Annotated in this window: 11 protein-coding genes; 9 read left to right on the forward strand and 2 right to left on the reverse strand. The window is 67.5% G+C overall.

The annotated features are described in order from the left end of the window. Positions 1-29 precede the first annotated feature (29 nt). A complete protein-coding gene (locus GC150_01675; protein MBI1383609.1) occupies positions 30-1,214 on the forward strand; it encodes a PQQ-dependent sugar dehydrogenase in 1,185 nt (394 codons plus the stop codon). Between the two features lie 65 nt (positions 1,215-1,279). On the opposite strand, the gene GC150_01680 is transcribed toward GC150_01675, so the two are convergent. Further along, a complete protein-coding gene (locus GC150_01680) occupies positions 1,280-2,233 on the reverse strand; it encodes a DUF4189 domain-containing protein (protein MBI1383610.1) in 954 nt (317 codons plus the stop codon). A gap of 269 nt (positions 2,234-2,502) precedes the next feature. On the opposite strand from GC150_01680, the gene GC150_01685 reads away from it, so the two are divergent. The 8 genes from GC150_01685 (at position 2,503) to mutL (ending at position 13,670) form a co-directional block, all read left to right on the forward strand. After that, positions 2,503-2,949 (forward strand): hypothetical protein, encoded by a 447-nt coding sequence (locus tag GC150_01685; protein ID MBI1383611.1) that lies wholly within the window; start codon positions 2,503-2,505, stop codon positions 2,947-2,949. Between the two features lie 209 nt (positions 2,950-3,158). Beyond that, complete coding sequence (locus GC150_01690; GenBank protein MBI1383612.1) at positions 3,159-6,338, forward strand: isoleucine--tRNA ligase; 3,180 nt, start codon at positions 3,159-3,161, stop codon at positions 6,336-6,338. A gap of 70 nt (positions 6,339-6,408) precedes the next feature. Next, on the forward strand, positions 6,409-6,921 hold the full coding sequence (locus GC150_01695) for a signal peptidase II (protein MBI1383613.1): 513 nt from the start codon (positions 6,409-6,411) through the stop codon (positions 6,919-6,921). A gap of 81 nt (positions 6,922-7,002) precedes the next feature. Beyond that, on the forward strand, positions 7,003-7,482 hold the full coding sequence (locus GC150_01700; GenBank protein MBI1383614.1) for a hypothetical protein: 480 nt from the start codon (positions 7,003-7,005) through the stop codon (positions 7,480-7,482). Positions 7,483-7,798: 316 nt separating this feature from the next. Further along, positions 7,799-9,208: an insulinase family protein gene (locus tag GC150_01705; GenBank protein ID MBI1383615.1), complete on the forward strand. Its 1,410-nt coding sequence runs from the start codon at positions 7,799-7,801 to the stop codon at positions 9,206-9,208. 16 nt (positions 9,209-9,224) lie between these two features. Further along, positions 9,225-10,577: an insulinase family protein gene (locus GC150_01710; protein ID MBI1383616.1), complete on the forward strand. Its 1,353-nt coding sequence runs from the start codon at positions 9,225-9,227 to the stop codon at positions 10,575-10,577. Further along, positions 10,577-11,773 (forward strand): hypothetical protein, encoded by a 1,197-nt coding sequence (locus GC150_01715; GenBank protein MBI1383617.1) that lies wholly within the window; start codon positions 10,577-10,579, stop codon positions 11,771-11,773. The genes GC150_01710 and GC150_01715 overlap by 1 nt, the downstream gene beginning before the upstream one ends. Before the next feature lie 34 nt (positions 11,774-11,807). After that, complete coding sequence (gene mutL / locus GC150_01720) at positions 11,808-13,670, forward strand: DNA mismatch repair endonuclease MutL (GenBank protein ID MBI1383618.1); 1,863 nt, start codon at positions 11,808-11,810, stop codon at positions 13,668-13,670. Here mutL and rsmD read toward each other — a convergent pair whose 3' ends face one another. Next, positions 13,671-14,261 (reverse strand): 16S rRNA (guanine(966)-N(2))-methyltransferase RsmD, encoded by a 591-nt coding sequence (rsmD, locus tag GC150_01725; GenBank protein MBI1383619.1) that lies wholly within the window; start codon positions 14,259-14,261, stop codon positions 13,671-13,673. It lies immediately after the preceding gene. Between the last annotated feature and the right edge of the window lie 21 nt (positions 14,262-14,282).

Genomic DNA, 14,282 nt, shown 5'->3' on the forward strand with positions numbered 1-14,282 from the left:
GCCTTCCCGAGCAAGACGGAGGTGAAGCGATGAAACCCGATTTCACGGACTGGAAGTGGCGGCTGCTGATCCTGGCGGCGGGGATCGCAGCCGGTCTCGTCGCGCTCTGGGCGCCGCGCGCGCCTGCGGCCGAGGCGGAGCGGATCGATACGCGCGCGCACGCCGTCCTCGTCGAGGAGGTGGCGGGCGGGCTGGATCATCCATGGGGGATTGAAATCCTGCCCGATGGCCGGCTGCTCGTCACCGAGCGAGAAGGGCGCATCAGGATCGTCGATCCCTCGCGAACGGGCTCTGGGCGCGTTTCCCCGCCGCTCGAAGGCCTGCCGGCGATCGCCGTCGGCGGCCAGGGCGGGCTGCTCGACGTCGCGCTCGCGCCGGACTTCGCGCAAAGCGGCACCCTATTTCTCAGCTACGCCCGGCCAGCGGGTGGCGGGCGCAATTCGACGGCGGTCCTGCGCGCACGCCTCGATCTCGCGGCCATGAAGCTCGAGGACGTGCGCGACATCTTCGTTCAGCAGCCGGCGGTCGCCAGCCGGCACCATTTCGGCTCACGCATCGTGCCGGCGCGTGATGGCACCCTATTCGTGACGACGGGCGACCGCTACGGGCGCAAGGATGATGCTCAGGATCCCGCCAACCACATCGGCAAGGTGATCCGCATCTCGGCGGACGGCAGCGTGCCGGCGGACAACCCGGCGGGCGAGGGGCGGGCCGGATGGGCGGGCGAGGTCTGGTCGATCGGCCATCGCAACGTGCAAGGCGCCGCGCTCGATCCCGAGACCGGGCACCTCTGGACGGTCGAGCATGGCGCGCGCGGCGGCGACGAGATCAACCGGCCCGAGAAGGGACGCAACTACGGCTGGCCGGTCATCACCTACGGGCGCGACTATTCCGGTGCCAAGATCGGGATCGGTACGGCCAGGGAGGGCATGGAGCAGCCGCTGCACTACTGGGATCCCTCGATCGCCCCGTCCGGTCTCGCGTTCTACGAGGGCGACATGTTTCCCGCCTGGAAGGGTGATCTCCTCGTCGGGGCTCTCGCCGGCCAAGCGTTGGTGCGGGTCTCGCGCGACGGCGAGCGGATCACGGGCGAGGAGCGGATGCTCGAAGCGCTCGACTCGCGCATTCGGGACGTCGAGGTGATGGCCGACGGCTCCGTCCTGCTGCTCGACGACACGAACGGGCGCGTTCTGAGGTTGACGCGGGGGCAGTAGGGCCAACGGTCGCGGTCATGCTCCCTTGCGGAGTTGGCATGAGACCGCGACCGGGCGGTTTGCGGTCAGCGGCAGTTGACCAGCTTGACCGCGCACGTGCCAGCTGGTGCGGTGCCGCTCTGACAAAAGCGCAGCGCGTTGGCGCGGGCGCCGTCGGCGCTCGTGCCACCACCGGCCGCCAGCCAGAAGCCTCCGGAACGGCTTTCGGCATAGGCGACGCAACGGTCGGTCGTCGTCCAGAAGACCTTGCAGTTGCGCGCCGATCCGCCGCAGCCGTTCAGCGCCAGCTGCGAAGCCGTACCCTGATCGGCCTGGTGCACGCCATAGCCCCAGTAACCCCGGTAGTTCGTTGCGAATGCGGACCACTGGCCGCGACCACCTGGAGTTGCGCCGCCCCCCTGGGGAGCGGGAGCCGCGCCGCCGCCCGGACTCGCGCCTCCGCCCGGCTGGCCCGTGCATTGGCGGGGCACGTTCGCGGCAAGAACGCCGGGGTTGTTCACGTTCCAGTTGCCGGGGGGTGAATAGCGGCAGACCCAGTAGGTGCGCCCGCCACAGTTGGCGACACCGCAGCCGAGCTGCGTGCTCGCGCGCCAAACGAGCTGGGTGAAGTGCGCGATATCGTTCGAAAAGCGGGGGGCGTCGAAATTGTAGCGCGCGATCTCATTGTACCACCAGTCGACGGCGCTGCGGTCGGTTTGCCCGGTTCCCCAAAAGAGGTTCTCGCCGAAGCCGTTGGTGCCCTGGAAGGCCTGCGGCGAATGCTGGAACGTGCAAGCCGCCGCCCATTGGCGTGCCTCGGCGGCGAGCTGGTTGGACCAGGACAGTGGCGGCACGCAGTGGCGCGCGCGATGGGCGTTGTGGGCGGCGAGCAACGCGGCGTCGTCCGCGTGTGCCACCGGTGCGGTGAGGGATAAAGTTGCGAGCAGCAGGATGGTCGAAATGCACTCTCCAGCTCGACGGAGCAGGTGGACGCGGCGGACACGCATGGCGGTATACTCGCACGAGAGCCCAAGTTGCATTGTCAGACTACACCCTTCCTTCCTTCATGAAAACAGATTCTCCTTTGTGGCGACAGCGGAGGCAAATGGAACCCGAATGGAGTGATGTGTGTTTCTTCATCCCGACACAAATCGGCGTGATGCTCCGTATGCGGCACCGGGCAGGACCGTGCAGGCCACGCTTGCGTCGGGGCGGGACGCCGGGCCGGGCCGCAATCGAGCCTCCCGATCGCGTGCGGCCGATCGAGGGTCGTGGTACGGCGAGGCGATCCGACGACTGGAGAACGGACATGTTTCGATTGTCACAGGCCATTCTGGCTCTGTCGTTCGCGGTGATGATGGCTGGCTCAGCGAGCGCCGGTGAGATCCGCTCGGGCGCCGGCAAGTGCGTGGACGTCCACGCGCCCTGCCAGGGTGAGAACGGTTGCAAGGTGCAAGTGTGGGATTGCAACGGTACGCGCCAGCAGACCTGGTTCTTCGCCAACGGCACGATCCGCTCGGGAGCGGGCAAATGCCTCGACGTCCATGCACCCTGTCAGAACGAGAACGGCTGCAACGTGCAGGTCTGGGATTGCAATGGCACGCGTCAGCAGACCTGGCTCCTGGTCGGCGGCGAAATTCGCTCGGGGGCGGGCAAGTGCCTCGACGTCCACGCCCCTTGTCAGGCCGAGAACGGCTGCAAGTTGCAGGTGTGGGACTGCAACGGCACACGCCAGCAGACGTGGGCGGGGTTCTGAGGGACCTTGCTGGAGGCCGTCAGCCGGAGCGCCGCGAGGGTGCTCCGGCAATCCGGCAAACGACCGCGATGCTAGCCACTGCGAGCCCGCGTTGCTAGAACCGGGGCGAATCGGCGCCTCCGGCGGCCGGGACCGCGAGTTCGTGCGCCTCAGCGCGGCGGCGGGACGGCACCGGACGCGCGTATCGGGCGGCAGGATGCAATCGCGACATGGCCAAGACGAGCGACGCCAAGGGTGCGGGCGAGGCGACGGGCGCCGGCAAGACTGCCGGTAAGCCGGCTGGCGCCGGCAGGGATGCAGGCAGGGACGGCGAGGCGGACTGGAGCGCGACGCTCTATCTGCCCGAGACGGACTTTCCAATGCGCGCCGGCCTGCCGCAGATGGAGCCGAGGCTGCTCGAGCGCTGGCAGCGGACCGGCCTTTACGCCCGGCTGCGCGAGCAGGCCAAGGGGCGTACGCGCTTCACGCTGCACGACGGGCCGCCCTATGCCAACGGCAACATCCACATCGGGCATGCGCTGAACAAGATCCTCAAGGACTTCGTCGTGCGCAGCCAGCAGATGCTCGGTTTCGATTCCAACTACGTGCCCGGCTGGGACTGCCACGGTCTTCCGATCGAATGGAAGATCGAGGAGGAATACATGGCCAAGGGCAAGGCCAAACCGAACCTCGGCGATCCGGCGGCGATGCAGGCCTTCCGCGCGGAGTGCAGGGCCTTCGCCGAGCACTGGATGGCGGTGCAGTCGGAGGAATTCCAGCGGCTCGGCGTCGAGGGCGACTGGAAGAATCCCTATACGACCATGACGTTCCCGGCCGAGGCGCAGATCGCGCGCGAACTCATGAAGTTCGCCGAGACGGGCCAGCTCTATCGCGGCTCGAAGCCGGTGATGTGGAGCGTGGTGGAAAAGACCGCGCTCGCGGAAGCGGAGGTGGAGTACCAGGACTACCAGTCCGACATGGTCTGGGTGAAGTTTCCGGTGGTGAGCGCCAGCGCGAGTCCTGAACCTGGCGTCAGCCCTGCAAGTGATGACTCGGCCAGTGCGGTGGAGTTGCTTGATTCGTCAATCGTTATCTGGACGACGACGCCATGGACCATCCCCGGCAACCGGGCTATCTCATACAATCCGCGCATCGAATACGGCCTCTATAAGGTGACGGAGGCGCCGGAGGGCAACTGGGCGAAGGTCGGCGAGAAATACATCCTCGCCGACAAGCTCGCGGCTGACGTCTTTAAATCTGCCAAGGCGACGAAATTCGAGCGCCTGAAATCCGTCGGCAGACGGAATTTCTTCATGATGAATTGCGCCCATCCGCTGCGCGGCGCGGGGCTCGGGGGATATCAATTCGACATTCCCCTCCTCGATGGCGAGCACGTGACGGACGACGCCGGCACGGGCTTCGTGCACACCGCTCCCGGGCACGGGCGCGAGGACTTCGACATCTGGATGCGCGCCGACGTGCAGCGCAGCCTTCGCGCGCGCGGCATCGACACGACGATCCCCTATACGGTCGATGCCGACGGCGCCTTCACGAATGACGCGCCGGGCTTCACCGGCGAACGCGTCATCACCGAAAAAGGAGAAAAAGGCAAGGCCAACGAGGCGGTCATCAAGGCGCTGGCGGAGGTCGGCATGATGGTCGCGCGCGGGCGCCTCAAGCACCAGTATCCGCATTCCTGGCGTTCGAAGAAGCCGGTCATCTTCCGCAACACGCCACAGTGGTTCATCCACATGGACAAGCCCATCGAGGCGCTCGGCGGGCGCAGCCTGCGCGAGGTGTCGCTCGAGGCGATCCGCGCGACCGAGTGGGTGCCGGCGGCGGGAGAAAACCGCATCACCGGCATGATCGAGGCCAAGCCCGACTGGGTCATTTCACGCCAGCGTGCCTGGGGCGTGCCAATCACCGTGTTCGTCGCCAAGGGCACCAACGAGGTCCTGGTCGATCCCAAGGTCAACCGGCGCATCTATGACGCCATGCACGCGGAGGGGGCGGACGCTTGGTTCACAGACCCCGACGGCGCGCGCTTCCTTGCCCCCGATTACGATCCCGCGGACTTCGAGAAGGTCAACGACGTTCTCGACGTCTGGTTCGATTCCGGATCGACCCACACCTACGTGCTGGAGGACAAGGAGCATTTCCCGGGTCTCTACGGCTTCAAACGGCGGGTCGATGGCGGCAACGACATCGTCATGTACCTCGAGGGCTCGGACCAGCACCGCGGCTGGTTCCATTCCTCCCTCATCGAGAGCTGCGGCACGCGCGGGCACGCGCCCTACGACGTCGTCCTGACGCACGGCTTCGTCCTCGATGAAGCCGGGAACAAAATGTCGAAGGCGTCGCGCAACGGCGTCTCGCCGCAGGATGCGATCAAGGGGTCCGGCGCCGATATCCTCCGCCTCTGGGTGGCTGGCGCGGACTATGCCAACGACGTCACCCTCTCGACCGACATCATGCGTTCGTTCGCCGATCTCTACCGCAAGATCCGCAACACGCTGCGCTGGATGCTGGGCACCCTCGCGCATTATCCTTTGGCGCCTTCGGATGCCCACTCCGCATCCGGCGCGGTGGCGCCTTCGGATGCCCGTTCCGCATCCGGCGCGGTGGCGCTGGAGGACATGCCGGAACTCGAACGGCTGATGCTGCACCGCCTCGCCGAACTCGACGGCGTCGTCAGGCAGGCCTATCGGCGCTACGACTATGCGAGGGTGGTCGCGACACTCTCGCAATTCATGAACACAGAGCTATCGGCGTTCTATTTCGACGTGCGCAAGGACGCGCTCTACTGCGAGCCGCCGGCGAGCACCAAGCGGCTCGCGGCGCTCGCCTGTGTCGAGGAGTTGTTCCGCCACGTGACCGTCTGGCTCGCGCCGATCCTCGTCTTCACCAGCGAGGAGGCTTGGCTCGCGCGGAGTGGGGAGGCCGACGAGCGTTCCGTCCATCTCGAAACTTTCCCCGAGGTACCGGCGAACTGGCGCGACGATGTGCTCGCGGCCAAGTGGGCCAAGGTGCGGCGCGTGCGCTCGGTCGTCAACGGTGCGCTCGAGGTCGAGCGGCGCGAGAAGCGGATCGGCTCAAGTCTCGAGGCGGCACCGATCGTGCACGTCACGGACGGCGACCTGCTGGCGGCGCTCGAGGGCGTCGACATGGCGGAGGTCTGCATCACGAGCGTGCTGACGGTGAAGACGACGAAGCCGCCGAAGGGAGCTTTCACGCTCGAGGACGTGGCGGGTGTCGCGGTCGTCGCGCGGCGGGCCGAGGGCAAGCGCTGCGAGCGCTCGTGGCGGTTCGTGCCGGACGTCGGTCAGGACCCGGAGTTCCCGACGCTCAGTTCGCGCGACGCCGAGGCCGTGCGCCAACGGCGGGCTCTCGGGCTGGCAGGCGGAGCATGAGCCCATCGGCCTCGCTCACCGGGATCGGACCGTCCGCGCAACCCGCCGGCAGGCAAGGGAGGATCCGCTGATGCCGCAACGGCTCGTCGCCGGCTCGCGTCACGGCTGGCTCGGGATCGCCATCGCGCTCACCACCGCGCTGGTCGACCAAGCCAACAAGTGGTGGATGATCGAGGTCTATCGGATCGGCGACAAGGGCCTCGTGCCGGCGACGCCCTTCCTCGACCTCGTTTTCGTGCTCAATCGCGGGATCAGCTACGGTCTCTTCCAGCTCGAGGGGCCGAACGGTCAACTCGTGCTCGCCGGCATCGCGGTCGCGGTCAGTCTCGTGCTCGGGGTCTGGATGTGGCGGGCCGATCGCCGGCTGCTGGTCGTCGCCCTCGGTCTCGTCATCGGCGGGGCGGCTGGCAACGCGGTTGACCGGATCCTGCTCGGCGGTGTCGCCGACTTCTACTCGCTGCATGCCTTTGGCTGGCGATGGTACGTGTTCAATCTCGCTGACGTCGCCATCGTTGCAGGCGCGGGCCTGCTCTTGTATGAGTCTTTCTGGGCGAGTCGGAAAACCGCCGCAAATCAGGGCTAGTCCCGCACCCATCCGGAGAGATCCGCCCGTGTCGCCAAGGGGTTTGCGAGGCGGGGAAGTGGAGCGGGGATCGGGGGAACCATGAACAGCACAGCGCAGCGTCGGGGGGGATCGTTCCTTTCGAAGGTGGCGGTGATCGTGGTGGCCGCCGGTCTCGGCGGTTGTGCCGCCGACGGTATCGAGCTCAACGGCAAGATTTTCGACGTCATGGGCGTCAGTTCGGCCGCGCTCAACGAGGCCAACAAGGAGCGCTTCGTCGAGCCGCGTGCGCCGCTGGTCATGCCGCCGGCGCCGCAGCTTCCAGAGCCGGCCGTGCCCGGAACCGTGCACACGGCGGCGCTCGATCCGGCTTGGCCAACGGACCCGGACCTGACCGCGAAGGCCGAAAAGGCGCTGCGCGAGAAGCAGATCCGGGCGATGTGCGACGACCGTGACTGGATGGAGCGCACGAAGCCCGAGGAGTTCCGCCGCATCACGGAAAATGGTGCGCTCTGCACCACGCAAGCGGCTGAAATGCTCAAGAAGCTGTTCGGCGGTCCCGTCGAGGACGACGATCGCTGACCGCTGGGTCGGACGCGGTGCATCGCCCCCGTGCGATGGCTTTCGTCGCGGTAGGCGCCCGTTGCATCAGGTGGTCGCACCGCTCCCGCCGCACGACCAGAACCGGGGCGGCAACGAGATTCAGATCGCCAAGCGGATGTTCCCGACAACCGCGAGCGCCAATGGCGCGGCAGGCCTGCTGTCGTCTGTCAAACATGTAATTTGACTTTCGGCCGATGGGCGTTGCCCCATGTCCCAGTGCCGAGATCCAAGCTGCCGTCAACGCAGTATTGCTCCCGGACGCCGTCCGCGCCACGTTTGCCCGAGGTCGCTCGCCATGCCAGCCGTCAGAACCCTCCTCAAAGGAACGCTCGCCCTCGCCATGACCATGCTCGTCTCGCATTCGACGCTCGCAGCCCAGTCATCGCAGCAGCGCGCCCAGTCCGCGCGCCTCGACAACGGCCTCGAGATCGTCGTCATCCCGGATCACCGGGCACCTGTCGTCACGCACATGGTCTGGTACAAGGTCGGGGCGGCGGACGAACCGCGCGGCAAGTCCGGCATCGCCCATTTCCTCGAGCACCTCATGTTCAAGGGCACCGACCGGATCGCGCGGGGAGACTTCTCCAAGGCGGTCGCGCGGCTCGGGGGGCAGGACAACGCTTTCACCTCGCAGGACGTCACGGCCTATTTCCAGCGGGTCGCCAAGACGCAGCTCGCCCGCATGATGGAAATGGAAGCGGATCGGATGGCCAACCTGCGCCTGCTGGAAGAGGACGTGCTGACCGAGCGCGACGTGATCCTCGAGGAGCGGCGTTCGCGGGTCGACAACGATCCTGGAAGCATCCTCAACGAGGAGCTTATGGCGACGCTCTATCAGGCCCACCCCTACGGTATTCCCGTGATCGGTTGGGAGCACGAGATCGCGCAGCTGACGCAACAAGACGCCATCGATCACTACAAGCGCTACTACGCGCCCAACAACGCCATCCTGGTGGTGGCGGGCGACGTGACGCTCGAGGAGGTCGTGGCGATGGCCAAGCCGACCTATGGCGTCATTCCGGCCAATCCGGCGACGCTGCGCGAACCTCGCGTCGCCGAGCCGCCGCATCGCGCGCCCCGGCGTCTGACGCTGGTCGACGAGAGGGCGGGGCAGCCCATGCTGCAGCGGCTCTATCTCGCGCCGAGCTATGCGACGGCGCCCAAGGGTGACGCGGAGGCCATCGACGTGCTGATGCGCGTGCTCGGCGGCTCGAGCACCAGCCGTCTCTACCGCAAGCTCATCACCGAGCAGAAGATCGCTTCGAGCGTCGGCGGCTGGTTCACCAGCACCGCCCTCGACAGTGGCCGTATCGGGCTCTACGGCGTGCCGGTCGACGGCGTCGCGCTCGAGACACTCGAGGCGGCGATCGATGGCGTCGTTGCCGACCTCATCGCGAACGGCATCACCGAGATCGAGCTCGAACGCACCAAGAAGCTGTTCCGGGCGGAGTACGTTTACGGCAACGACAGCCAGTCGAACCTGGCGCGTCGCTACGGAGGAGGTCTCGCCGCGGGCCAGACCATCGAGGACATCGAGGCTTGGCCGGACCGGGTGGCGGCCGTCACCGTCGAGGACGTCCAGCGTGTCGCGCGGACCTATTTCGACATTCGCAAATCGGCGACGGGCTACCTGACGCCGAAAGCGATCGAGCTGGGTGCACCTGCTTCGCCAGCGGCCACGCAGCCGCCGGCCTCGAGATCCTGATCGGGAGTCCCAAATCATGCGTCAGCCAGGTGCCATCGGGCGCGCCGCGCGACTTGTCGCGTTCGCGTTGCTCGCTATCGCCACCGTCTCTCTGCAATCCTCGAAGGCCGAAGCCGTGAACATACAACGCGTGGTCAGTCCTCTCGGCATCGAAGCTTGGCTCGTCGAAGAGCACGGACTGCCGCTCGTTGCCATGCAGTTCGCTTTCCGTGGCGGCGCCACGCAGGACCCGGACGGGCGTCCGGGCGTTGCGCATTTCCTCACCACGATGCTGGACGAAGGTGCGGGAGACCTCGATGCCAAGGTATTCCAGGAGCGGACCGAAGACCTCGCCATGCGGCTCAGCTTCGATACCGGGCGCGACCAGTTCACGGGCAGCTTCCAGTCACTCGCCGAGCATCTCGACGAAGGAGCCGATCTCCTCCGGCTGGCGCTGACACAGCCGCGTTTCGATGCCGACGCGCTGGAGCGGATGCGCACGCGCCTGCTCTCCGACCTCGCGTTCGATGCCAAGGATCCCCAGAGCATCGCTGCGCGGCTCTGGTTCGAGACGGCCTTCGGCACGCATCCCTACGGCCGGCCCGTCAAGGGTACGCCCGAGAGCGTGGCGGCCATCACGCGCGACGATCTCGAGGGCTTTCGTCGCAACACCTTCGCGCGCGACGGCCTCAAGATCAGCATTGTCGGCGACATCACGGCGGAAGCGGCCGGACGATTGATCGATTCAGTGTTCGGTGCCTTGCCGGCTGCCGGCGAGCTGCGGGCGATCGCAGAGGTGCTACCGGCCAAGGGGCCGAGCCGCACTCTCCATGAAATGGACAACCCGCAGGCCGTCGCGCAGTTCGGGCATGCGGGTATCGCGCGCAAGGACCCCGACTACGTTGCCGCGTTCGTGCTCAATTACATCATCGGGGGCGGCGGATTTTCCTCTCGCCTCACCGAGCAGGTGCGCGAGAAGCGAGGCCTTGCCTACTCCGTCTATTCCTACATCGATCCCTACGAGCGTTCACATGTCTTCTTCGGTGGCGTCGCGACCAAGAACGAGGCGATCGAGGAATCGCTGACGGTGATCCGGCAGGTGCTCGAGGAGATGCTGGCGGATGGGCCGGGCGAGGAAGAGCTGGCGAACGCCAAGCAGTATCTCATCGGCTCCTATGCACTGCGCTTCGACACGAGTTCGAAAATCGCGAGCCAGTTGCTCTGGATCCAGATCGAGGAACTCGGCATCGATTACATCGACAACCGAAACGGGTTGATCGAGAGCGTGTCGATGGAGGATCTGCGCCGTGTCGCCAAACGCCTGCTGCGCCCGGACAGTCTCATCGTGACGATCGTCGGGCGGCCGCAGGGCAATGGCAAAGCCGGCTGATGAGCGCGATGGCCGCGCCTTGCCCGGGGCTGCTCTACGGGCAGCGTTTCATCGGTGCGGCGGGCGATGCCGTCGGCGCGCACGGGTCTGCGGGGGGCGAGGCCCGGCTGCGGACGTTGGCCGAGCGCGTCGGACTGACGGTTTCCGAGGGAGCAGGGTGGCCCGCGAGCGGAGCGGGCGAGCCGCGCGGCGCTGACGGCAATCTCGCGGTGGCCGGCGCCTACGGACGTCTCGCGGAAGGCGCCGGAACCATCGTCTTCGTCGGCGACGGCGAACTGGCGACGCTGGCCAAGGTGGTGGCCGGCTTCACGGGGTGGAACGTTCCCGGCGAGCGCATCGAAGGCCAACTGCAGCGACCGCGTGTGCGGTTCCTCGATCGAGCCGACGCGCGTGCGCTCGAAGCGCTGCTGGTCGGTGCCGACATGGAACGGCTACGGTTCGTGCTGCTGGCCGGGAACGAGGACACGCCCGGGACGCGGCTGATGGGCGTCGGCCTGATCGAGGCGCTGCGCCAGGGTGGGCTCGCCGAGAGCCTCGGCGACCGTGTCCTGGTCATCGCGGGGCCTGGTGCCGGGACGGGCGGTGGCTCGCACACCATGGCGCGCACACTCGGTCTTGCCATGCTCGCGCATCCGGCCGGCGTGCCCGATCTTCGGGCGGCCTTCTCGACGACGACGGAATTCGTCGGGCTCGCGCGCGGTCTCGATGTCGCGAACTGGCGCGCGGGGGCGCGGGATGTGCTGGCGCTCCTCCACGCGCAAGTCGAGGATGCAGCGCCCGCCACCGGAACACGCTTCGTGGCGGGTGGCGACGGGGGGCCGCACGAGGTCGCGAGCCGGCATGGTCACCTCGTACCGCTCGCGTCCTGGTGGGAACTCGCGCTCGCACGGAGTGCGCCGGCGCGCGCCTGGGGCTTCGGAACGCGCACGCAACTGGTGCTCGAGGACACCTTGTGCGGGCCATGCATCGAGTCCGATCTGCTCCGCGCGTCCGGCCTCGTTGCGCCGGCGGGGCGCCCACTCGGGGAGGCGCTCGGTGCGCTCAGCGAGCGCGAAATGACGAGGGGAGCGCTCGAAGGGCGTCGCCAGCGAGTCATCACCTGCCGCAGGCTTGACCCGAGAGGGCTGGGGCAGGTCATGATGCACGTCGTTGCCGAGTCGATTCTCCTCGAAGCCGGGAGCGACCGGCAGGCATGAGCGGCTCCGGCCGCCGGGGCCATCCGGAGGCCGCATGACCATCCGCCAGCTGTCACCCGAGACCGTCAACCGCATCGCCGCGGGCGAGGTGATCGAGCGCCCGGCCAGCGTCGTCAAGGAACTGGTGGAGAACGCGATCGATGCCGGCGCGCGCAGCGTCGATATCGTGGCGACGGGCGGTGGCCTCTCGCTCATCCGCGTCACCGACGACGGGCAGGGCATGTCGGGCGAGGAGCTTTTCCTCGCCGTCGAGCGCCATGCGACCTCCAAGCTCGCCGACGACGACCTCACTCACATCGCGACGCTCGGCTTTCGCGGCGAGGCCCTGCCTTCGATCGGGTCGGTGGCGCGGCTGACGCTGCGCTCGCGGCGCCGGGGCGATGCGCACGGGAGCGAAATCCGCATCGTGCGAGGACAGAAAGGGGCGGTTCGCCCGGCACCGCACAATCCGGGCACCAGCGTGGAAGTGGAGGATCTTTTTTCCGCGACGCCGGCTCGTCTCAAGTTCATGAAGGGGGAGCGGGCCGAGAGCGCGGCGATCGCCGAGACCGTCAAGCGCCTTGCGATGGCGCATCCCGAAATCGCGTTCACGCTGGCGACTGGCGAACGCACGGGGCTGCGTCTGGCGGCCTGCGGCGCGGGCATCGACGGACTCGCGCAGCGACTTCACCGTATCATGGGGCAGGATTTCACGGGCGGGGCCATGACCATTGCCGCGGCGCGCGAGGGGGTGCTCCTTGCCGGGCTCGCGGGTCTGCCGACACTCAACCGTGGAACGGCGCAGCACCAGTACCTCTTCGTCAATGGCCGGCCGGTGCGCGACCGGCTTCTGCTCGGCGCGCTCAAGGGCGCCTATGGCGACACCGTGCCGAAGGGCCGTCATCCGATGGTGGCGCTTTTCATCGACATCGCCGCGCACGAGGTCGACGTCAACGTTCATCCGACCAAGGCGGAAGTGCGGTTCCGCGATCCGGGGCTGGTGCGCGGGCTGCTGGTCGGGGCGATCCGGGATGCGCTGGCCGCGAGCGGGCATTTCAATTCCTCGATCGGCGGGCGCGAGACGATGAAACTCATTGCCGACCGGCGACGCGCGGCCGCAGGAGGAGCCGGCATCCGTGTTCCCGGGGACTGGCAGGCTCCGCTCGATGGCGGTGGGGGCGCGTTCGGCCTCGGCGAGGCGCGCCAGACGCAGCTCTCGGCAGTGCTCGAGCCCTCCGCCGACACGCGACCGCACTCCCAGGGAGACGCCGGCCCGGGTGCTGTCGGAGCAGTCGGTGCGGCCAATCCGGTGACACCGCATGCCATGGAGGAAAATAATCCTCTTGGGGCGGCGCGCGCGCAGGTGCATGAAAACTACATCATCGCGCAGACGCAGGACGCCCTCGTCATCGTCGATCAGCATGCCGCGCACGAGCGCATCGTCTATGAACGCCTCAAGGCCGCGATGCGCGAAGGGGGGCTCGCGCGACAGGGCTTGCTGACGCCCGAGGTGGTGACGGTCGGCGATGCGGAGGTGGCCGGGCGGCTGGCGGACATGGCCGACGAATTGCGCCGGCTCGGCCTCGATATCGAGCGGTTCGGACCGGAAGCCGTCATCGTGCGCGAGACGCCGGCCATGCTGGGTCACGTCGATGCGGGGCGGCTGGTGCGCGACCTCGCCGATCATCTCGCGCAGGACGATGACGCCCGGCCGCTGGTCGAGCGTCTCGAGAACGTGGCGGCGACGATGGCGTGCCATGGCAGCGTCAGATCCGGTCGGCGCCTGACGGGAGCGGAAATGAATTCACTCCTGCGCGAGATGGAGCGCACGCCGAACGCAGGGCAATGCAACCATGGCCGGCCGACGTTCGTGCGTCTCAGCCTCGCCGACATCGAGCGGTTGTTCGCCCGGCGCTGATCAACCGCGCGGCGGGTCCCCGGCCGGGCCGGCGGTGCGGAGGGAAAGGAACCGCACCGTCGTCTCTCCCCAAGTCCGTTCATCGATCACTTCGAAGCCGTCCGGGATCGCGACCTCGGCATCGGCGGCCTCCTCCCAGACGATCCTGGCGCCCGTCGTGAGCCAGCCGCCGGCGAGCGCGCTCGCGAGCGCCTTCTCGCCGAGCCCCTTGCGATAGGGTGGGTCGAGAAACACCAGATCGAAGGCGCGCATGCTTCCGGGATCGCCCATGGTGGTCGCATCGCGGCGGAAAATCTTGGCGATGCCGGTTGCCGCCAGGCGCTCGACATTCTCGCGCACGAGGGCCCTGGCATCGGAATTCTCCTCGACGAAGAGGCAGAAGACGGCGCCGCGCGACAGGGCCTCGAGACCGAGTGCGCCCGTGCCGGCAAAGAGATCGAGCACCCGTGCACCTTCGATGGACACCGGATCGCGGCCGTTCAGGAGAATATTGAAAAGCGCCTCGCGGATGCGATCGCCGGTCGGGCGCACGGCGCTGTCGGATGGGGATTTCAACTCCCGACCCCGGTATCTGCCGGCGACGATCCTCATGTTGGTGACAGGCTCCTCGGG

The organism is Hyphomicrobiales bacterium, assembly GCA_016125495.1.
Taxonomy (GTDB): Bacteria; Pseudomonadota; Alphaproteobacteria; order Rhizobiales; family RI-29; genus RI-29.

What these genes read in the sequence shown, in the direction of transcription:
- GC150_01700 (MBI1383614.1), top strand. Translation starts at nt 7,003, where the DNA reads ATGAACAGCACAGCGCAGCGTCGGGGGGGATCGTTCCTTTCGAAGGTG.
- rsmD (MBI1383619.1), bottom strand. Translation starts at nt 14,261, where the DNA reads ATGAGGATCGTCGCCGGCAGATACCGGGGTCGGGAGTTGAAATCCCCA.
- mutL (MBI1383618.1), top strand. Translation starts at nt 11,808, where the DNA reads ATGACCATCCGCCAGCTGTCACCCGAGACCGTCAACCGCATCGCCGCG.
- GC150_01690 (MBI1383612.1), top strand. Translation starts at nt 3,159, where the DNA reads ATGGCCAAGACGAGCGACGCCAAGGGTGCGGGCGAGGCGACGGGCGCC.
- GC150_01705 (MBI1383615.1), top strand. Translation starts at nt 7,799, where the DNA reads ATGCCAGCCGTCAGAACCCTCCTCAAAGGAACGCTCGCCCTCGCCATG.
- GC150_01680 (MBI1383610.1), bottom strand. Translation starts at nt 2,233, where the DNA reads ATGCAACTTGGGCTCTCGTGCGAGTATACCGCCATGCGTGTCCGCCGC.
- GC150_01675 (MBI1383609.1), top strand. Translation starts at nt 30, where the DNA reads ATGAAACCCGATTTCACGGACTGGAAGTGGCGGCTGCTGATCCTGGCG.
- GC150_01685 (MBI1383611.1), top strand. Translation starts at nt 2,503, where the DNA reads ATGTTTCGATTGTCACAGGCCATTCTGGCTCTGTCGTTCGCGGTGATG.
- GC150_01715 (MBI1383617.1), top strand. Translation starts at nt 10,577, where the DNA reads ATGAGCGCGATGGCCGCGCCTTGCCCGGGGCTGCTCTACGGGCAGCGT.
- GC150_01710 (MBI1383616.1), top strand. Translation starts at nt 9,225, where the DNA reads ATGCGTCAGCCAGGTGCCATCGGGCGCGCCGCGCGACTTGTCGCGTTC.
- GC150_01695 (MBI1383613.1), top strand. Translation starts at nt 6,409, where the DNA reads ATGCCGCAACGGCTCGTCGCCGGCTCGCGTCACGGCTGGCTCGGGATC.